The organism is Paenibacillus catalpae (genome assembly GCF_900112695.1).
Lineage (GTDB): Bacteria > Bacillota > Bacilli > Paenibacillales > Paenibacillaceae > Pristimantibacillus > Pristimantibacillus catalpae.
Genome location: NZ_FOMT01000007.1, coordinates 39,066 through 59,716, shown reverse-complemented (window position 1 = coordinate 59,716; position 20,651 = coordinate 39,066). Strand labels below are relative to the sequence as shown.

Below are 20,651 nucleotides of genomic sequence, written 5' to 3'. Positions count from 1 at the left end.
ATGAAGGATTCATCCAAAGTGATTAAAGAAATGTTCATGCTAAGAAGCATTGCGTGCTTAGGAATCGTATTATTCAACTCGTTAGATACGGCAATTACGCATTTCAATTTATCTGAGTCAGCGGGTCACAGCGTGACACCGGCCATCATCCATATGATTCAGATGCTGCTGCTGTTTTCTACACCGATGTTTATTTTTATTTCTGAGTTGATTATATCGAAATCGTATCGGGATGGAGTTCCGCCGGATTTTTTGAAAAAAAGAGCGAAGTTTATTTTAATTCCTTACCTCGCAATGGCATTTTTATTTTCGATTATCGATGTAAATATTGATCATGCGGTTCCAACTTTCAAGCTGTACCTTTACGAGCTCGCTAAAAACTTCCTGCTTGCAGATTTCTTTGGTTATTTCCTTCTGGTTGTTTTTCAATTCTATTTGCTGCATATCTTATTTGCCAGGTGGATATCCCGCAGATTTTCGATGAGGTCTGTGCTTATTTGCTCGATCGGCGCCAATGTTCTCTACCTCGCTATATTTAATCTAATTGACCTTGAATCTCTTCCGTTCGGCAATTATTACATCATTAGTTTTCTGAACAAGGTTCCGGCAATCGCTTGGCTAGGCTACTTCTCAATTGCATTCTATTGCGGCAGAAACTTTGAAGCCTTTATTGAAATGCTGGGCAGGCAAATAAAATGGGTGATCGCCTTCGTCATCCTCTCGGCAGCCGCCATGCTTATATTGAACCAGGCAGGAATCATGGACAGAGTTTATTCGAAACGATTTGATGTTTTGTTCTATACGATAGGCATCATCTTTATTATGGTGCATTACTCAAAAAAACTAACTCGGGTACCAGTCGTTCTAGTGAAAGTAAGCCAGTACTCCTTCGGCATATTTCTGCTCACCCGGTTTTACATGTACGGTGTAAGTCAATTAGCTCCTGCACAATATTCACTTCCTAACCTCTTGTTATTTGTCGTTATTGCATTCGCGGTGGCTGTCTTCGGCTCCATAGCTGTTACGCATCTATTAAATAAAATCCGTTTTGGCCCGCTTATTACAGGCAGGATTGGTATAGGAATTCAGCAGCAGAAGCCTGAAAAGCAGATCATGAAAGCAAGTGGACGAAGAGTGGGGAAATTTGATTGACAAGTTACAAATTGTATCATAAAATCTGAATTGCGGAATAAAGATACTAACTGTAACAAATTACGAGTGAAAAGAGGGTACAAATGGAGCTCAAACAAGTTCTAAGAGTGCTTAAGTTAAAAGCGTGGTTCATTATCGTCTTCATTTTATTCGTTACGTCAGCTGTAGGCGTCTTCAGTGTTTTTTACATGAAACCCGTATACGAGGCTTCAACCAAGATCGTTCTAAAATCAAATGGTGAAACCGATGGAAAATTGGTTGATTATGATGTGCTGCTAGCCAACGTGATGTTGATTGAGACCTATCGTGATATCGTCAAGACGCCAGGACTTATGGAAAAGGTCGTTACGGCTTATCCGGAAATAAACATGACGCCGGAGCAGTTGATTCTAAAGGTCAAAGTTAACTCATCCAACAATCAAATTATGTCCGTTCAAGTGAAAGACGCTTCTTACAATAAGGCGGCACAAATTGCTAACGCTGTATCGGACATTCTGGTTCAGGAGATTCCGAAAATTATGAACATCAATAACGTTTCCATTCTTGATCAGGCAGCTAACATGCCTAATCCTAAGCCAGTTACACCAAACATACCGATTAACATCGCCATTGGATTTATTCTTTCGTCTCTAATCAGTATGTCTATCGTGCTTCTTAGAGAATATCTGGATGATAAGGTGAGATCGGAAGAAGTCATTGAAAAGACGCTTGGACTTTCCGTACTGACTGTAATTCCGAAGATGAAGAAGAATGAAGTGTTCCCGCTGTCACTTCGTGTTACATCTGATGAAAGAGTTGGTGAGCGAACTTATGTGGCCATTAACCAGTAAAAAGGAAAAGTATAAACCGTCTTCGCCTATCATTGAGGCTTGTTGGAAAATGAGAAATAAAATTGATCAAATTATGGAAAACGAAACCTGCCAAGTGTTAACGGTCACTTCGGCCGGGAAATCAGAAGGCAAGACGACAGCTGCAGTTAACTTAGCTTGCTCTTACGCTCAGAAGGATAAAAAGGTGTTGTTAGTGGATGCGAATCTCAGGACACCGTTCCTTCATGAAGTATTCGGAGTAGCCAATAACAATGGGCTTACCAATGTCGTGACGGAACGTTACGAGACCAGCGATATCATTCGTTATACGATGATGCCGAATCTGTTCCTGATTTCATCCGGCCCGAATTTTATCGACCCGATTGAATTGCTGACTTCCAGCAAAATGTCTACCCTTCTGGAGGAGTTAAAGAGGGAATTCGATTTGATCATTATGGATACGCCGCCCGCCATGATATGGTCGGATGCTCAAATTGTATCTTCCATGAGTGATGGGGTGCTGCTTGTCATGAAGGACGGCAAGGTGAAGAAGAATCACGCTTTGAAGGTGAAGTCTATGATTGAGCAGGTAAATACCAGAATTGTCGGAGTCGTATTTAATAACAAAAACAAACGCAAGATCGCTAATTAGTTGTTGTTGAAATGTCGCTGCACCTTTGCTCCTTCATTTAAGGTAGAGGTGCAGTGGTGAGGACGGAGAACATCATATGAAAATAAGCAGTCTTACGAATCCAGTCTTGAATAGATGGATAAATAATAAATTTATCAGAAATGTCTCTGTCATGATGTATGGAACGGCAATTGCTCAAATGATCGCCATGATAATCGTACCGGTATTGAGTCGGATCTATCAGCCAGATCAGCTAGGTGTTTTTTCGCTCTATGTATCGATCATCACGTTATTTTCAGTAATCGCATCATTCCGATATGAGGTGGCCATCGTGCTGCCTAAAGATGAGGACGAAGCGACTCGTATCTTTCTGCTATCCTGCATCATAACCGTATTGCTGAGTGCGGTTTTGCTAATCTTTTGTTTATTCTTTGATGATTCCATTGCCCGCTTATTTGGTTCCCCTGAATTAAAAAAGTGGCTGATCTGGGTGCCAATAAGTGTTTGTGCAATGGGCTTGTATCAATGCCTCAATTATTGGAGCACTAGACAGAAGCAGTACAAACGGATGTCCAAGTCATTGGTAGGACGCCAGGGCAGTATCGCCTCCACCCAAATCGCCGCAGGATCATCCGGTTTTGCCTCGATGGGCTTGATCGGGGGTCAAATTGTCGGACAAGTGATTGCTTCCGCGATCTGGTTATTCCAAACATGGAGAGAGAATTCAAGCCTCTTCAAACGTAACTTTAAGGTTGATCAGCTGAGGCAAGCAGCTCGAAAATATTCGGAATTTCCGGTATACAGCACACCTCAAACGTTGGTAAACTCGCTATCGCAAAATTTGCCGATTTTTATGCTCAGCTATTTCTACGGATCAGCGGTTATTGGTCTTTATTCGCTGGGGTTAAGACTTATACAATTCCCGGTTACACTGGTTGCCCAATCGGTCAGACAGGTGCTTCTGCAGCGGATAAGCGAAGCCCGGCAGGACGAGATTAATTTGAATGCAATGTTCAAAAAATTTACGGTTACTCTTGCCCTTATTGCCTTACTGCCCTCTTTGTTCATCGTTGTTTTTGGCCCGCAATTATTCAAGATCATTCTTGGCACCGAATGGATGGAAGCTGGGGTCTATGCAAGCTGGATGGTCATATGGATGTTCTTATCCTTTATAAGTGCTCCGGCATTAGTGCTAATGACCGTATTTGGTCTGCAACGAAGGCTGTTAATTTATGAGACGCTGCTCATGACAGCAAGATTTGGGGCATTGTTTGTAGGCGGAACCTATTTTTCAGTTGTAAATTGTATAGCGATGTTTACCTTGGTAGGTGTCGTATTTAATACCTATTTGATCGCATCCATGCTGAAGGCCAGTAAGGAAAGAGTGAGGAAATATGGAGGCTAATCATGACCAATACCATGGCAGCTGACAAACGTTTAACTTTGACTAATATTTGTTTGTCTGTATTCGTATTTACGATTATCGTGTTTTCATTTAATCCCTCCTTGTCCTGGATTCCACAAGGCTGTGCATGCCTGGTCGTTGGTTTCTTTGTATTTGAGATTACCCAAATCAAGGACTATAAATTTGTAGTACCTATCCCGCTGCTCTGCTACCTTTGCTTTATTATTTATGTCTCCATAAGTTTGATATGGACGAATCAGAGCGTGGATATGATGTTCACTCTCGTCCAGCTGTTCTTCATATCCCTCATCCTAGTCAATATTGTCAATTATCAAGGCCATTTTCACTCCATCACCATAGGCTTTTTGGCGGCATTAGTCGTTGCGACTATCGATATCTGGAATAAAATCGGCGGTTTTATCGTTACTGACGACAATACCCGAGTCACCTCGTTTTTGGGAAATCCGAATACCTTTGCAATTGCCTTATTTATCGGCATGCTCCTTACAATGGAAGGGCTGATTAAAAAATCAAAGAAAAGCAAGCTTACTTTTGGCCAGATGCTGCTAAAAGGGGTATACATACTTCTACTAGTGCTCTTCACCTACGAAATTATTTTTCTGACAGGCTCCCGTAAAGCGATGCTTTCCGTATTTATGCTAGGTTTCCTTGTATTTGTGAGATTTTTTATCAAGGTGAAATTCCTGCAAAAAATGCTTATTCTCGTCATCGGAGCAGGTGTGCTGACAGAACTGTTCATTCTCCTGAAGGAATCCGTGTTTTTCGTCAGATTGAGCAGAATCTTTGACATGCTTCAAGGTAAAAATGTCAACGACAACAGCTTAACGGAAAGATCAAGTATGATGGGGGATGCGTGGAAGCTGTGGGAGGCCAGGCCCATCACGGGCTGGGGAACAGATCAATTCCGATATCTAACAGACTATCAAACCTACTCTCATAACAATTATCTCGAGCTGCTAAGCGACAATGGGCTGCTTGGTTTGCTGCTCTATTACTCCATATTTCTCATCTTGCTGGTCACTGCTTTCAAGCAGTTATTAAGCGGGAATGAAACAGAAAGCCACATTGGATTCTTTAGTATCTCCACACTGCTCATTTTCCTTCTATGGGATTTAGCACATGTCTCCTACTACAGTAAGTTTCACTGGATCATGCTGTCGATCATTATGGGGATTACCTACTATATGAAGACGAAAGTATCCGTTCAGCAAGCCGAAGCTGTACAACAATAAAGAGAGGGAGTATTCCGTATGAAAACAAAGCTTATGCTGATGACTCCCAATTTGCATGGTGGCGGGGCGGAGAAAGTTTTTGTCAATCTGCTGAAGCATTTTGACAGGGAACGGTTTGAGCCTGTATTTATGACGGCAAATTTAACGGGACCATATACGAAGCAGCTGCCAACGGATATAGAAGTGATTGACCTTGGAATAACCAGGGCACGATATATCATCCCTAAACTATTGAACGCCATAAACAAGACAAAACCCGATGTGATCCTCTCCACGCTTGAACAATTAAATTTGTCTTTGCTGCTAGCAAGACCCTTTATCCGCCGGCAAACGAAAGTAGTCATAAGAGAGGCTAATCTGCCCTCGAAAACAATCAACTCCTACAGCTTTTATCGAAAAATAATGTATCAAACGATGTATAGAAGATTATATCCGCTGGCGGATCAAATTATTGCACAATCCGAATTGATGCGTAATGAGATTATGACGTTTACCGGTGTTCAGGGAAGCCGGGTGACGACCATTAATAATCCGATCGATATCAAGACGATTGCCCGGCTCTCCAGTGAACCGAGCCCCTACACGAGTCGTATAGGCAAAAATATCGTCTCTGTCGGCAGGCTGGAGTATCAAAAGGGTTACGATATTTTGATTCAAGCCTTCAAGCAGGTTTCGCTTCAATACCCGGATTCGAATTTATATATTTTGGGTGAAGGAAGTCTGCAAGCGGAATTGGCTCGGCTCGCTTCATCCCTGAACATTGCTGAACACGTGCATTTTATAGGCTTTACAGAAAATCCTTATCCTTATATGAAGCATGCAGATCTATTTGTATTATCTTCTCGGTTTGAAGGGTTTCCGAATGTTCTGCTCGAGGCACTGGCGTGTAAGGCAAGGATTGTTGCAACCGATTGCGATAGTGGCCCCGGTGATATTTTGAGCAGAAGTGAATATGGTCTGCTTGTCCCCGTAGAGAACGCGGCCGCTCTTGCTGACGGTATGTTGAAAGGAATAAGCGACCCTCATATTGGAAGCAAAGGTTATGCAAGGGCATTGGACTATGATTCTCGTAAAATTACGGATTTATACGAAAAAGTACTTATAAGCATGAGGTGAGCGACTGTTGATGACGGAAGAGGCAATTAGGAAGACTTATCAGCCAGAGGCTGCAGAACCCATCTTAGTAATTTCGCAAACAGGGTATAAGCAAGGTTTGTATATCCAATATTTCAAGCGGGTGATCGATGTATTCCTCGCGATAGTCGGGCTTATTCTATCGTTACCTATTGTAGCCATTTTTACGGTTGCTATTATGATTGAAACAACCGGACCTGCATTTTATACACAGGAACGTGTTGGGCTGATGGGTAGAAGTTTCTATGTTTTCAAGCTGCGTTCGATGGTCAAAAATGCAGAAGAAAACGGACTTCAATGGGCAGAGAAAAATGACTCCCGGGTGACAAAAGTAGGTGCTTTCATAAGAAAAACAAGAATTGATGAGCTTCCTCAACTTTGGAATGTCATTAAGGGTGAAATGAGCATCGTTGGACCAAGGCCGGAAAGATCTTATTTTACTTATCAATTTAACAGTGAAATTCCTGGTTTCGTGAACAGACTGGCGGTTAAGCCAGGCTTGACCGGCTGGGCTCAAATTAACGGCGGTTACGATATCACTCCGAAACAAAAGCTGGAGCTGGATATGCAGTATATTGACCGACTATCCTTAAGGCTGGATCTCCTAATTTTGCTGAAGACCGTTCGAGTGGTAATAACAGGCGAAGGGGCTAGATAAGGTTAAATTGATCATAGCGGGGCGGATGGATGAAGAAAAAAATATGGTTATTTAGTGTAATTGCAGCTGCAATCGTAATAGTGATTTTGAAGCTTTGGTATCCTGACCGTTCTAATCATTCTACACCTGCGAGGGCTGGTGAACATGTGCTGGAAGCAATAGCTCATATACAAGACGGCTCTGATATACAGCAAGCGATTGACTTGGCAGCCGCTAGCGGCGGGGGGGATGTGGAAATTCCGGCAGGCAAGTTTGATGTTGGAAATACAATAATCGTAAAGCCTTCCGTCACGCTTCAACTAAACTCGGGCACCATGCTTGTTCCGGTCAGAAATGTGAATGTTATTGAGCTGCGCAGAAATTCCGCGGTTAACGGGGGCATCATTTATGCCTATGATTTCAAAGGGTACAGTAAATCGGGTATTTACCTGGACGGGGCCCAGGAGTTTTCCGGAACGTTAAAATCTGCGGGTATTTCAAATATCAAGATTATTGGCCGTCCGGGTTATGGTAATGGCCTGTTTTTTTATGCGGAGGAAGGATCGGATCATGTCAGCTGGGTCGAAGCGCATAACCTAAACATTACCGGCTTTGAGAAAGCGATTTATTTCAAAACAGAACCTGTGCAAAAGCCGGATAAGATATGGATTAATGGCAACAATTTCTCGCAAATCTTCATTAAAGACGCTGATTACGGCATCTACCTCGACGGGCATATGGATTTGCCTTATGAGATCTCAGGGAACAACTTCACTGGCGTGCAAATTCAAACAAGCGAGCAGACTAAGCAGGCCATATTTGTTAAAGGGACAAAAAACTATATCCAAGCGATGATTTGGGATTACCATTTAGGCGCAGAAGCTGTTCATCTCGACAGAAACTCGCTGCGTAATCAGATTCAATCCAATGTCTCTATAGATGATCGGGCTTATATCGATGATGGAATAGACAATTTGTCTGTATCGGCCAAATAACCATGATTAGAAAATTAATAGGGATCAATGTAGCGATTCTATTAGTGCTGGCACTTCTATTTTGTTTAATCGGCAGATTCCTGGTCGTTAACGAGGAACCAAAAAAAGTAGATGTCATCATTCTGCTAAGTGGAGACGTAGGCAGAATGGAGAAAGCCATCGAACTGATGAATCAAGGTTATGCGAATCGAATGATTGTGACTAGAACGGATGGTCGCGGCTACGGTGAAATTAGACTAAGCTCGCTTATACGCTCGGGGGTGTCACAGTCCGCTATTATTCCCGAATACCAGGCAACAAGCACCTATACAAATGCTGTTTATTCAAAGGCTCTTATGGAGCAGTATGGCTTTCAGTCAGCCCTGGTCGTATCGAGTAACTATCATATGCGACGAGTAAGCTACACATTCAATAAGGTCTATAGCCATTCCGGTATAGATCTGACCTATGTTAATGCTCCAAGTGTAAACTTCGATCCCGTGTACTGGTGGAGTAAACGGAAATACGTGAACTACACGATTTCAGAATATATCAAATTGTTCGGCTACATTATTAAATACTAAATATATTCAGAAAGTAACTCAACCACTGTTCGGTTAGGAGCAATCTAAAATGAACAATATTAAGCGGGTGGCCTGGGAGATAGAGCTCAAAGTAAAAGGGAACACACTGAAATATAAACAAAAACTGGACGAGTGGCAATGGCTAAGCAAACAAGAAATATTGAGGTTACAGCGGACCAAGCTGACGGCGCTGTTACAGCATGCTTACGTTCATGTTCCCTATTACCGGCATTTATTACTTGAAAATGGAACGGTTGATGAGAGTGGCAATGTTCACCTCGATCGTTTTCATCACCTTCCGCTGCTTGATAAAGATACGATCAAGCGACATTTTGATGCACTAAAATCCGATGATCTCGATTCGCGCTCACCCTTTGAGGAATCGTCGGGAGGATCAACGGGGGTACCGATCAAGCTGCTTCAGGATAAACAATTTATGGACTGGAGCTCAGCCGTCAAGCTGCAAGATGATGAATGGACCGGTATGGAGATGGGCTGCAGAAGAGCCTATGTCTGGGGGTCTGTAAGGGACACGCTTGTTGGGAGAGAGACCGTAAAAACGTATTTAGGCAGATGGATGAGGAATGAGCGCTGGTTAAATTCCTTCCGCATGACGCAAGACAGAATGAAAGAGTTTATCCATGAATTAAATGAATTTAAACCTGTGCAAATTACTGCTTTTGCTGAAAATCTATATGACCTGGCAAAATTCATTGAGGAAAGAGGTCTTTATATTTATACGCCTAAAGCGGTTCTGACCTCGGCTGGCGTCCTTCATCCGCAGATGCGCGAAACCATTCAGAGGGTGTTCAAGGCGCCGGTGTTTAATCGTTATGGTTCCAGAGAAGTTGGCGACATCGCATGTGAATGTGATCATCATCATGGATTACACCTATCGGCAATGACCCATTATGTAGAGATTCTTAACGACAAGGGACAGCCCGTGGAGCCAGGGGAATATGGAGAAATCGTCATCACTCTGCTGACTAACTATACCATGCCATTGATTCGATACCGCATAGGCGATATGGGCGTTATGTCAGATGAAGAATGCTCTTGTGGACGGGGAATGCCCTTACTGAAGGATGTAATCGGAAGAACGACTGATATTTTCATCAATAAGAATGGTGACCGGATAGATGGAAGGATGTTTATCCGCTTGTTGATGTCGAGTGCATTCATTAATAAATTTCAGGTCGTCCAAGACAGATATGACAGGATCAAGATTATTGTAGATCCTGCCAATAAGAAGCTCGATCATTATCAGGTTTATTCGGAAGAAATCAAGAGACTGGTAGAGGATGCCAGAACGATTATGGGCGGACAATGTGAAGTGGATTTCGAATTTGTTGATTATATCGAATCAACTTCTTCAGGGAAGTACCGCTTTACCATATCAATGGTGCACTGAGCTAAAGAAAATTATTCTAAGATAAGGAATGAAACTAATCCATGCAAAACAATGGCCGCTTTGTCATATCACTTGATTTTGAGTTGTACTGGGGAGTAAGAGATATTGTTACATTGGATCAGTATGAAGCACAGATGTCGAATGAGCTGGAAATCATCCCGAAGCTGCTAAAGCTGTTTGAAGAGCAGCGCATCCATGCTACCTGGGCAGTAGTTGGGCTTATGTTCTGTGACCATGCAGATGAGATGATGAGCAGCATCCCGCAGCAAAAACCAACCTATAAAAATGAAAATTTATCTCCCTATCCTTATATTGCAGATCAAACAATTGACGGCGGCCAGCAGGAATCGTTTCATTTTGCACCTTCAATCATAAAAGCTATTCAAAAAACGAAGTACCAGCGAATATCTACACATACGTTTTCTCATTATTATTGCTTAGAGGAAGGGCAGACGGTTGATCAATTTAATGCGGATATAGCAGCTGCCATTCGAATCGCAGAGAAGAAGGGCTACAATATCCAAAGTATCGTTTTCCCCAGGAATCAGTTTAATGAAACCTATTTAGGCGTGCTTCAGGAGCAGGGTATCCGGTCCTACCGAGGCAACCCTGATCATTGGATTTATCGGGAAGGATACAGCAAAAATGATTCGTTTCTGTTAAGAGCGTTTCGATTGATGGATACCTATCTCAACCTTTCCGGGCATAACTGCTATTCGGTAGAGGAGTCAGCAGACAGCATGCCGGTCAATATACCCGCCAGTCATTTTCTAAGGCCGTATTCCGGAAAGCTGCGATTGCTTGAACGTCTTCGCCTGCAACGGATTCTATCAAGCATGACTTATGCCGCCAAGCATGGTCTTGTCTATCATCTTTGGTGGCATCCTTATAATTTTGCGAGAAACCAGGAAGAGAACTGGATCTTTATCAAAAAGATAATCGATCATTTTGAAAAGCTGAATAAACAATATGGAATGGTAAGCATGAGTATGGAAGATCTAACTGCCCAAGTAACGTCAGTCAAATTTGATGAAAATCGATTAAGTGGGTAAGAAGGAGACTTGCCGATATGAAGAAAATATTATTTCTTATCACTGGTTTGGATCATGCTGGAGCTGAAATGCAAGTCATTGAGCTGGCCAGAGGACTGACAGCGAAAGGTTGGACTGCTCAGATCATCTCCATGATTAAGCCTACTATTAATGTAGAGAATCTCAACAGAGAAGGAATCCAAATCAATACACTGGATATGAACAAAGGAGCCCCGGATCCGCGGGCGATATGGAAATTGAGAAGGCTGATCATGGATTTCAGTCCGGATATCATCCACAGTCATATGATCCATGCGAACTTGCTGGCCAGAATAACTCGTCTCGTTACGTATATGCCGGTATTAATCTCAACGGCGCACAACACAAATGAAGGGGGGAAAATTAGGATGCTGATGTACCGGCTAACAGATTCACTTTGTAATTTAATGACCAATGTGAGTCAGGATGCGGTAGACAGCTTTATACAAAAGGGAGCCAGTACAAAGAGAAAAATTATGTTTGTTCCAAACGGTATCAATTTGAAGCGATTCAAGAAAAATGCGGATTCGTACGATTCTCTTCGTCACGAGCTTGGACTTGAAGATGAGTTCGTTTGGCTGGCAGTCGGCAGATTGTCTATGGTTAAGGATTATCCGACATTATTGAAATCCTTCAAACAAGTTATTCAGCACAATAGCAAGTGTCAGCTGTTAATTGTCGGCGACGGAGAAGATCGGCAAGCTCTTGAACTGCAATCTAAGTCACTTGGACTCGACAACAAGATCAAGTTTTTGGGTATTCGCGATGACATTCCGCGTATAATGAACGCTTCAAACGCCTATGTCATGTCCTCCCTATGGGAAGGGATGCCCATGGTCTTGCTTGAAGCATCCGCATGCGAGCTCCCGATGGTAGCGACAGATGTAGGCGGGAACCGGGAAGTCGTTAAAGAAGGTATGTCTGGATATTTGGCGAGAGCTTCTGATAGTGAACATCTGGCCGAAAGAATGATTTCGCTAATGGCGCTATCGGCTAATGATAGGGAAGTCATGGGTAGAAAAGGCCGTGAATTTGTAATGAACCATTATGAGATGGACGCAATTATCGCGAAATGGGAATCCCTGTATGATCAAGTGAAAGGACGTAAAATTAAAGTAGGCGATATTCAAGGAGGATTACGATGAGTACGAAAAAAATTGCCTATGTAGCAACGGTTTACTCTCATTTGTCCGTGTTTCATATACCATTCATGAACATGTTAAAGTATCATGGCTATGAAGTGCATGCTTATGCAAGCCCAGATCATTGCAAGGAAGACGTCAAACGAGCCTTCATTGCCTGTCACGATATTCCGTTTAGTCGAAATCCGTTCTCTATGCAGAATGTTAAAGCATTAAAGCAATTGGTAAAGCGATTTAAAGAAGAGCAATACGATATGATTCATGTCCATACACCCAATGCAAGTGTAGTATGCCGAATAGCCGCCAAGCTGGCTGGCTGTAAGAATGTTATTTATACGGCACATGGCTTCCATTTCTTCAAAGGCTCGCCGCTGCTCAACTGGTTGTTATATTACCCGGTTGAACGAATGCTAGCGAGATGGACGGATGTCATTATAGCAATTAATCATGAAGATCATGAAAGAGCCAGTAAATTTCCTGTGCGGAACAAGGTTGTATATATCCCGGGTGTTGGCGTTGATGTCAGCTCTTATCGGAACATTGATCTTAAGAAAGTCGCTTCGCTCCGCAATGAACTTGGTTTGAGCGGTAAAGAATTTGTGGTGCTCAGTGTGGCAGAGCTGAACCGCAATAAGAATATCGAGCAACTCATATATGCGCTGCATGAACTGACCCAGCTTGGCGTGCCTGTTGTTGGTTTGCTGGCAGGAGTTGGTGACCGGGAACCGGTCTTGAGAGCGTTGGTCCAACAATTGAATCTGGAAAAGAACATCTTATTCTTAGGTTTCCGCAGAGATGTTCCGGAGCTGATGAATATCGCGGATACCTGTGCGTTAATGTCTGAGCGTGAAGGACTTCCTAAGGTGCTGCTTGAAGCGATGTCAGCTGGAAAACCGATGGTTGTTACGGATATTCGAGGCAATCGAGAACTGGTAGCATCGAACGAGAATGGTTATAGAGTACCGGTCGGAAACGTGGCGGCAACCACTGGAGCGCTGCTGAAACTTTATCTAAATCCAAAACTGCGTTCTGAGATGGGGAAAACCAGCTGGGAAAAAGCAGAATCATTTGATATTCCCAACATCGTTGAAGAGATGAAAGATGTGTACTCCGAGCGCATTCCGTTGCCTAAAGAGCAAGCAGCAGTATCGCCAATCAAGTTCACCGTGTAGAAAAAAAGGAGGGATCATCCGTTATTGCAATCATCCTATCGTTTATATAAGGAGGACCCCACAGGTCATGATTCGAGGTGCTCGGTAGTTTTTAGTTAAAGAAGACTTCTCATCAGTTCTAACGAACTTGGTGGGAAGTCTTTTGTTTCTTCAAAAACTTACCACTTGTAATCTACTAGACATTCCTAGTATTATGGTAAATGCTTTTTTAAATGCAACTCATATAATCTTGGGGATATGGCCCAAAAGTTTCTACCGGATAACCATTGCAACTATCCGACTATGAGTGATTCGCTTTTCACGTTTTATATTTCTGTCCTCTTTTTTTGGGGAGATATAGGATTAGATTAGCGTACACGAATAGGGATGTCGTAGGGACAGGCCACACTTGAGCATTAGCTTAAGGGGCTTGTCCCTTTTTTTTACATTACGAAGAGGAGCGGTATACTAACGATGAAAGTGCTGGAAGATCGAATACGCGAAGAAGGATTGATATTGTCCGATACGGTACTTAAGGTGGACTCCTTCTTGAATCATCAAGTGGACACGGCGCTTGCGTTAGAGATTGGCAGGGAATTTGCCAGACGGTTTGCGGACAAGCCGATTACGAAGGTGCTGACGATTGAAGCAAGCGGCATTCAATTTGCGATGGCTGTTGGCATTGCTCTACAAGTTCCGTTTGTTTATGCCAAGAAGAAAAAGGCGGTTACGCAATCCGAGCAGGTCTATTCCGCGTCCGTCCACTCCTTTACAAGACAAGAAACTTACCAGGTGACGATTTCTAAAAATTATTTGGGACCGGAAGATAAAGTGCTCATCGTAGACGACTTTCTTGCGACAGGGGCAGCGCTTGTTGGCTTAGTTCAAATCGTTAGTGAAGCTGGAGCTGAACTGGCAGGTGTAGGCTGCGTGATTGAAAAAGGGTTTCAAGAGGGACGAGGATTGCTTGAGCAGATGAATGTCAGCGTTGAGTCGCTTGCGACCATTTCCAAAATGGCGCCAGGGGAAATCTATTTTCAGGAACCTGCCAAAGTGCTGGTAAAGGAGACGGTATAGGTATGCTGGGCAAACAAAGGGCAATTACATTAGGGTTTCAGCATGTCTTAGCGATGTACGCGGGTGCTGTTGTCGTTCCGTTAATCGTCGGAGGCGCACTCCAATTGAACGGCGCACAGATGGCATACTTAATTGCAGCAGATCTGTTCACCTGCGGGCTTGCGACAATTTTGCAGGTGCTGGGTACGAAATATTTTGGCAGCAGACTGCCCGTTATACTCGGCTGCACGTTTACGGCAGTAGGTCCGATTATAGCGATTGCTTCGGCCTCGAATTTGGCGACTGCCTATGGAGCGATTATTTTATCAGGCTTATTTGTTGTATTGGCCGCACCGCTCTACGGGAAGCTGTTAAAGTTCTTTCCTGTTATCGTCACCGGTTCGGTCGTTACGATCATTGGACTTTCATTGATCCCCGTAGCGATGAATAATGTTGCCGGCGGTCAAGGCAGCAGCGATTTCGGCATGCCGCGCAATTTACTATTGGCTCTTGGCACGCTAGTCGTCATTTTGCTCGTTAATCGGTTCGCTAAAGGCTTCTTGCGATCTATTTCCGTTCTGATCGGGCTTGCCGTTGGTACCATTGCGGCATACTCGATGGGGATGGTTAGCTTAGCGCCTGTCTCCGAAGCATCATGGTTTAACATCGTTCAGCCGTTCTACTTCGGCACACCGCAATTTAGCCTAACTGCAGTCTTTACGATGATTATAGTCAATATTGTAAGCATGGTGGAATCGACAGGCGTCTACTTGGCAGTCGGCCGGGCGACGGATCAGAAGGTTGAGCAGAAACAGATCATTAACGGTTTGCGTTCCGAAGGGGCGGCGATTATGCTTGGCGGCTTATTTAACGCGTTTCCCTATACGGCTTTTTCGCAAAATGTTGGCTTGATCACGCTGACTCGCGTAAAGACCAGGGATGTCATTTTTGCGGCTGGCGGAATTATGGTTGTGCTCGGCCTGCTGCCAAAGCTTGCCGCTATTACAACCGTTATCCCGAACGCGGTGCTTGGCGGAGCGATGCTTGTTATGTTCGGCTCCGTTGCGGCATCCGGCATCTCGATATTGTCAGAAGTAGATCTGCGGCAGGAGCGAAACCTGCTTATCGCTGCCTGCAGCATTGCCATCGGCCTCGGTTCGTCAGCGGTACCGCAAATCTTCGACCAATTGCCGGATTTTGCGAAAATGCTGCTTCAGAACGGGATCGTAACGGGATCCGTTACAGCTATTCTGCTGAATTTGCTGCTATCCAGCAAGAACAGCTCAGAAGCTTGATTTAATTATGATCTTTTCAGTGGATGTAGCCCGTTATGGAGTTACATCCCTTTTTCTTTGTCCTTTGCAAGCTGAAGCCTGAGCTCCGCGTTTTTCACGGACAACTGCTTGGCCAGATCGGCTTGCATGTCCGCTAATTGTGCAGCTTGTGCGCTCAGCTTTTTGATCTGAGTCAATTTGCTCTGGTCTGCCGGCGAGGAGCCTTCAGTGGTGTCCTTTTGAAGCTGTTTGACTTTAGCATTTATTTTGGCGATTTTATTCTTATCATTAACAATCTGCCGCTCTATCTCCGTTATTTCCCGTTTTAATCGGCTAATGATTGAAGATGTGAAGCTAATGGACATTCGAAGCACCTCATTATTGGATTGGGTAAGCTCTTATTATACTCGTTATCTTGGCTTTAGGATGAAGTTTTTAACAGAAGCGTTGGGGAAGGATTGTCATGGAAATGGGAATGCTTCCATAGAAGGCTGTTTTTAGGACTGACGGCTTAGAAAAACTGAAAATAATGGGAGAAAAAACCTGTATCTTTATGCGTGATTATGAATTATAATCAACTAGTTTTTAATGATCAGACATCAGGAGTTGAATGACATGACAGTTAAGAAAAGCTTGGTATTGGTATTAACTTTGGTTGTCGTACTGACGCTTGCAGCATGCGGCGGCAACAAAAATGGGAATAATGCATCGTCTAATGAAAGCCCGGCGGCTTCGGCTGACAACGGTGCTGCAGAGGCAACGGGCAAGCTGGCGGACATTAAGAAAGCCGGCAAAATCGTCCTTGGAACAAGCGCGGAATATGCGCCATATGAGTTCCATAAGAATATTGATGGGAAAGATACAATCGTAGGCTTCGACATCGAGATTGCGAAAGAAATCGCAAAGGATCTTGGTGTTGATCTGGAGATTAAAGATATGGACTTCGGCAACCTGCTTGCAGAGCTGAAGCTTGGCAAAATCGACTTCGTAATCGCGGGTATGACACCGGATGCGGAACGCGCGAAAGCCGTAGACTTCTCGAAGATCTATTACGAAGCGAAGCAAGGCGTCCTTGTGCGTGCTGAGGATAACGCAAAATTCAATACGATGGCTGATCTTGAAGGCAAAGCCATTGGTGTTCAGATGGGCTCTACGCAAGAGAAAATTGCCCAAGGCATCAAAGGGGCAAAGCTGAAGTCTTTGGGTAAAACAACGGATTTGGTTCTTGAGCTGAAATCGAAAAAGGTGGATGCCCTTATCGCTGAGCTTCCGGTTGCTCAAGGTTACGCGAACACAAATTCGGATCTTGCACTGACGGCAATTTCACCTGAATACGAGAACAGCGGATCAGCTGTCGCTGTTAATAAAGGGGAAGCCGGTCTATTGGCGGAAATTCAAAAAACGCTTGATCATCTGATTGCAGACAAGAAGATTGATCAATGGGTTTCGGAAATGACAGCAGTCTCGGAGCAATAAATCGATGATTAGGGAAATAGAGGAGTAAGCCGCTATTTCCCTTTTCATGTGAATACAGAAGGCAGGGTTGACAGCAATGGAATTAGCGTATCATTGGGATTTTTCTTTTCTGAACGAATATGGCTCTTATTACTGGACAGGCATCAGAATGACCCTGGAGGTTTCTCTGCTAGCCGTTCTTAGCGGACTTGTATTAGGAACGCTGGTATCGTTTTTGCGTCTTTCAGGACTATGGCCGCTTCGTCTGATCGGATCTGTATATGTAGAAATTATTCGCGGGACACCGCTTATCGTCCAGCTGTTCTTGTTTAACTATGGTCTTCCGATTTTCCTTGGGTTTGATATCGGGATCTTTACGGCTGCTTACCTGGCTCTGACCATTAACAGCGCCGCGTACATCGCCGAGATTATGAGAGCGGGGATTCAGGCGGTTGATAAAGGCCAAATGGAGGCTGCCCGTTCGCTTGGGATGTCGAGAAGTCTGGCAATGCGACAAATTATTCTTCCTCAAGCGTTTAAAAATGTGCTTCCGGCGCTTGGCAACGAGTTTGTCGTTGTTGTAAAAGAATCCTCGGTTCTGTCGGTTATCGGCTTCGCCGAATTGACTTATCAGGCTAACTCGATTCGGGGTGCGACATTCATATCGCTTGAACCAATGCTTGTATCGGCTCTGATTTATTTTGTCTTGATCTTTACGATGTCCAAGCTGCTTGGCATTGGCGAGAGGAGGTTGAAAGCAAGTGATTAAGGTAAGCGGACTGAAGAAATCATTTGGCAAAGCCAATATCCTGAACGGTATCAACGCGGAGATCGCCAAGGGCGAGGTTGTTGTTGTCATCGGGCCGAGCGGCTCCGGCAAAAGCACCTTTCTCCGGTGTCTCAATTTGCTTGAGTCCCCAACAGGCGGCGAAATCGAATACGAAGGCAAGCTGCTGACGGACCGCAGAGTTAATATTAATGAACTGCGTCAAAGCATGGGGATGGTATTTCAACAGTTTAATCTGTTTCCGCACAAGACGGTTCTGGAAAACGTAACGCTTGCTCCTATCAAGGTACAGAACATGCCAAAGGCTGAAGCGGAGAAGATTGGTCTTGAACTGCTGCGCCGGGTTGGACTGGAGGAGAAGCGTGATGCCTATCCGAATCGCTTGTCCGGCGGACAGAAGCAGCGTGTAGCGATTGCGCGTGCGCTGGCGATGCGCCCTCACGTGATGCTGTTTGACGAGCCTACATCGGCGCTTGACCCGGAGATGGTGGGCGAAGTTCTTGACGTTATGAAGGCGCTGGCGAAGGAAGGTATGACGATGGTTATCGTTACCCATGAGATGGGCTTTGCACGCGAGGTTGGAGACCGTTTGTTGTTTATTGACGGCGGACAGATTGTTGAGCAGGGAGCTCCGCGGGATGTGTTTGCGAATCCGCAGCACCCAAGAACGAAGGAATTCCTTAGCAAAGTATTATAATGAACTTGAAAAAGAGACTTCCGAGGGAGCGTTGTTGCTCCTTGGAAGTCTCTTTTGATTAGCGGGGATTTTATTGCCGGGGCAATTATTTCTTAACCGTAATGCCCATCGCTTGCGCGAGCTTGCTGAAGATTTGGGTATTCTCATAAATACCCGTGAACAGCTCTGCACCCGCACCTGTTACGGTAACCGGTACGTCAACGCCTGTATGGCCGGAGGTTGTCCAATCTACTGTAAAGCTCATTTTGGAGTTCGCAATAGCGAATGGACCATCTTCGCCGGAGATCGTAGTGCCGTCGCCCGATTCGTCGGAGGCGTCAACCTCTTCAACCGAGAAGCCGCCTGTTTCGTGGTCGGCAAGGACGAGCACCAGCGTGTCCGGATGCTTCTTGGCGAAATCTTTGGCGACTTTGACCGCTTTGTCCAATTCTTGGCCGGCTTTGATCGTCAGCTTCGCGTTATTGTTGTGAGCCATTTCATCCGTTGCTTCTTCTTCAACCATTAGGAAGAAGCCTTTTTTATTACTGGAAAGGGTATCGAGCGCTTTCTTCGTCATGTCTGGCAGCGATACGATCGGATTGTAGACATCACCTTGGCCTTCCGGTTTTTGCTGGAACATTTCTTCGTTGGCGAAGAGGCCAAGCAGCTTGCCTTTTGCTTTTGTCATATCCGTTTTGTTCGTTACGTACGTATAACCAAGTGATTTCGCCTTTTTCACGAGGTCGCCTTGTGTTCCTTTGCTTTTCTCAGATGGATCAGCTGCTGTCTCATCATTGAAAGCTCCCTTGTTGCCTGCAGGGAACCAGAAGTCCTCGCCGCCGCCGAGCAGAACGTCAACCTTCGATTTCGTTAAATATTGCAGGGCAATGTCGCTTTGCTTGGAGCGGTCTTCCACATGGGAAGCGAAAGCTGCAGGCGTAGCATCCGTGATTTGGCTTGTTGTGACAAGACCGGTGGACATGCCTTTATCCTTCGCATATTCCATAATGGTTTTGACGCTTTTTTTGTTCGCATCCATGCCGATTGCGCCATTATACGTTTTAACTCCACTCGCATAAGCCGTTGCAGAAGCAGCGGAATCCGTAATGGCAGTTGTTGAGCTTGTATGAATCAGGCCGACATACGGCATCGAATCCATGGCCAGCTGCCCGCTTTCGCCTACTGTGGCAAGACGAATGGCATCACGCTGGGCGGTTCCCATGCCGTCGCCGACGAACAGAACAACGTTTTTCGCTTTTTGTGTCGCTGCGTCAGCCTGATTGCTGCTGTGAATGCCTGTATAACCGGTAACGACAAGTGCCGCTGCTGCAGTTCCTAATAGTGCGGTTTTCAAACCTTTGGTGACTTTCATTCTAGTATCTCCTCCTATTTGAATGCTCTGATTCAACTGCATCTTACAGAGTTTCTATTAGGAGAATGTATGGAGCAAGTGAATGTGTTGTAAATAACTTACATAAATAGGGATAAAGTAGGGAATTGGCTGAAAATCAGATCTATAGTCTTACAAACTCTTGTACCCAATAAGTCCGGAATCGGCTATCGGTAGTCCCGGGCGCAAATCCAACTCCTAGATGAGTAAATTTGGGAGACAATATATTTGCCCGGTGGCCCGGACTATTCATCCAAGCCTCCATTACGGCCGCTGGTGTCCGCTGCCCTGCAGCGATATTCTCCCCGTATGCGGTCCATTCCACACCAAACTGGGTCAGCATCTGCCCGGGAGTGCCGTAGGTTGGAGAGATATGATCGAAGTAGTTATTATCCCGCATATCCTGCGCTTTGGCTTCGGCTGCTTCAAAGAGCACTTCCAAGCGGCTGAGAGGCGGCAAGCCGGCCGCTTCTCTCTCTTGATTGACAAGTGCGAATACTTCATCTTCAAAAGTTTCCTGCAAAGGATAGAGCAGATCCGTTTTCGTATTATTGGCGGCGGTCTTCTTGACAGCGGTTTTCCTGGCAGCAGTGTTCTTCCTCAAAACAGTTTTCTTCTTCGTCACCCAAATTATCCCCCTAATCGATCATACTGAATTAT

Annotated in this window: 21 protein-coding genes and 1 riboswitch; of the genes, 18 read left to right on the top strand and 3 right to left on the bottom strand. The window is 44.6% G+C overall.

What is annotated here, in order from left to right:
- From BM200_RS27570 to BM200_RS27500, 15 genes are all read left to right on the top strand, one after another.
- Positions 1-1,152, top strand: coding sequence for an acyltransferase family protein (locus tag BM200_RS27570; protein WP_175533058.1), 1,152 nt, complete (start codon positions 1-3; stop codon positions 1,150-1,152).
- Between the two features lie 83 nt (positions 1,153-1,235).
- Positions 1,236-1,982, top strand: a complete 747-nt coding sequence (locus BM200_RS27565) for a YveK family protein (RefSeq protein WP_091190268.1) — start codon at positions 1,236-1,238, stop codon at positions 1,980-1,982.
- 49 nt (positions 1,983-2,031) lie between these two features.
- Positions 2,032-2,613, top strand: coding sequence for a tyrosine-protein kinase family protein (locus tag BM200_RS27560; RefSeq protein WP_175533057.1), 582 nt, complete (start codon positions 2,032-2,034; stop codon positions 2,611-2,613).
- A 76-nt stretch (positions 2,614-2,689) separates the two neighbouring features.
- A complete protein-coding gene (locus tag BM200_RS27555; protein ID WP_091190263.1) occupies positions 2,690-3,997 on the top strand; it encodes a lipopolysaccharide biosynthesis protein in 1,308 nt (435 codons plus the stop codon).
- Positions 3,998-3,999: 2 nt separating this feature from the next.
- Complete coding sequence (locus BM200_RS27550) at positions 4,000-5,250, top strand: O-antigen ligase family protein (protein ID WP_091190261.1); 1,251 nt, start codon at positions 4,000-4,002, stop codon at positions 5,248-5,250.
- Positions 5,251-5,268: 18 nt separating this feature from the next.
- The gene (locus BM200_RS27545) at positions 5,269-6,366 is read left to right on the top strand and encodes a glycosyltransferase (RefSeq protein ID WP_091190259.1); all 1,098 of its coding nucleotides are present in this window, start codon (positions 5,269-5,271) and stop codon (positions 6,364-6,366) included.
- A gap of 7 nt (positions 6,367-6,373) precedes the next feature.
- Positions 6,374-7,042 (top strand): sugar transferase, encoded by a 669-nt coding sequence (locus BM200_RS27540; RefSeq protein WP_245773178.1) that lies wholly within the window; start codon positions 6,374-6,376, stop codon positions 7,040-7,042.
- A 29-nt stretch (positions 7,043-7,071) separates the two neighbouring features.
- On the top strand, positions 7,072-8,016 hold the full coding sequence (locus tag BM200_RS27535) for a glycoside hydrolase family protein (protein WP_091190255.1): 945 nt from the start codon (positions 7,072-7,074) through the stop codon (positions 8,014-8,016).
- Between the two features lie 2 nt (positions 8,017-8,018).
- Positions 8,019-8,579 carry a YdcF family protein gene (locus BM200_RS27530; protein WP_091190252.1) on the top strand — a complete coding sequence of 187 codons (561 nt, stop codon included), beginning with the start codon at positions 8,019-8,021 and terminating at the stop codon, positions 8,577-8,579.
- Between the two features lie 49 nt (positions 8,580-8,628).
- Positions 8,629-9,990: a phenylacetate--CoA ligase family protein gene (locus BM200_RS27525; protein WP_091190251.1), complete on the top strand. Its 1,362-nt coding sequence runs from the start codon at positions 8,629-8,631 to the stop codon at positions 9,988-9,990.
- Between the two features lie 41 nt (positions 9,991-10,031).
- Positions 10,032-11,042: a polysaccharide deacetylase family protein gene (locus BM200_RS27520; RefSeq protein ID WP_091190248.1), complete on the top strand. Its 1,011-nt coding sequence runs from the start codon at positions 10,032-10,034 to the stop codon at positions 11,040-11,042.
- A 17-nt stretch (positions 11,043-11,059) separates the two neighbouring features.
- Entirely contained in the window at positions 11,060-12,205 is a 1,146-nt protein-coding gene (locus BM200_RS27515) for a glycosyltransferase (protein WP_091190245.1), read from the top strand.
- Positions 12,202-13,374: a glycosyltransferase family 4 protein gene (locus BM200_RS27510; RefSeq protein WP_091190243.1), complete on the top strand. Its 1,173-nt coding sequence runs from the start codon at positions 12,202-12,204 to the stop codon at positions 13,372-13,374. The genes BM200_RS27515 and BM200_RS27510 overlap by 4 nt, the downstream gene beginning before the upstream one ends.
- Positions 13,375-13,573: 199 nt before the next feature.
- Positions 13,574-13,677, top strand: a riboswitch (purine riboswitch).
- 150 nt (positions 13,678-13,827) lie between these two features.
- Positions 13,828-14,430 carry a xanthine phosphoribosyltransferase gene (locus BM200_RS27505; protein ID WP_091190241.1) on the top strand — a complete coding sequence of 201 codons (603 nt, stop codon included), beginning with the start codon at positions 13,828-13,830 and terminating at the stop codon, positions 14,428-14,430.
- Positions 14,431-14,432: 2 nt separating this feature from the next.
- Positions 14,433-15,704 carry a nucleobase:cation symporter-2 family protein gene (locus BM200_RS27500; protein WP_091190239.1) on the top strand — a complete coding sequence of 424 codons (1,272 nt, stop codon included), beginning with the start codon at positions 14,433-14,435 and terminating at the stop codon, positions 15,702-15,704.
- 41 nt (positions 15,705-15,745) lie between these two features.
- Here the strand turns inward: BM200_RS27500 and BM200_RS27495 are convergent, their stop codons facing one another.
- Positions 15,746-16,048 (bottom strand): hypothetical protein, encoded by a 303-nt coding sequence (locus BM200_RS27495; protein WP_091190237.1) that lies wholly within the window; start codon positions 16,046-16,048, stop codon positions 15,746-15,748.
- 250 nt (positions 16,049-16,298) lie between these two features.
- Here BM200_RS27495 and BM200_RS27490 point away from each other — a divergent pair, with 250 nt between their 5' ends.
- The 3 genes from BM200_RS27490 (at position 16,299) to BM200_RS27480 (ending at position 18,622) form a co-directional block, all read left to right on the top strand.
- Positions 16,299-17,159 carry an ABC transporter substrate-binding protein gene (locus tag BM200_RS27490; RefSeq protein WP_091190235.1) on the top strand — a complete coding sequence of 287 codons (861 nt, stop codon included), beginning with the start codon at positions 16,299-16,301 and terminating at the stop codon, positions 17,157-17,159.
- Between the two features lie 76 nt (positions 17,160-17,235).
- Positions 17,236-17,907, top strand: a complete 672-nt coding sequence (locus BM200_RS27485; protein WP_091190233.1) for an amino acid ABC transporter permease — start codon at positions 17,236-17,238, stop codon at positions 17,905-17,907.
- Positions 17,900-18,622: an amino acid ABC transporter ATP-binding protein gene (locus BM200_RS27480; protein WP_091190230.1), complete on the top strand. Its 723-nt coding sequence runs from the start codon at positions 17,900-17,902 to the stop codon at positions 18,620-18,622. Before BM200_RS27485 ends, BM200_RS27480 begins: the two co-directional genes overlap by 8 nt.
- Positions 18,623-18,707: 85 nt before the next feature.
- On the opposite strand, the gene BM200_RS27475 is transcribed toward BM200_RS27480, so the two are convergent.
- Positions 18,708-19,973, bottom strand: a complete 1,266-nt coding sequence (locus BM200_RS27475; RefSeq protein ID WP_091190229.1) for an alkaline phosphatase — start codon at positions 19,971-19,973, stop codon at positions 18,708-18,710.
- 142 nt (positions 19,974-20,115) lie between these two features.
- The gene (locus tag BM200_RS27470) at positions 20,116-20,616 is read right to left on the bottom strand and encodes a CAP domain-containing protein (protein WP_091190226.1); all 501 of its coding nucleotides are present in this window, start codon (positions 20,614-20,616) and stop codon (positions 20,116-20,118) included.
- Positions 20,617-20,651 lie beyond the last annotated feature (35 nt).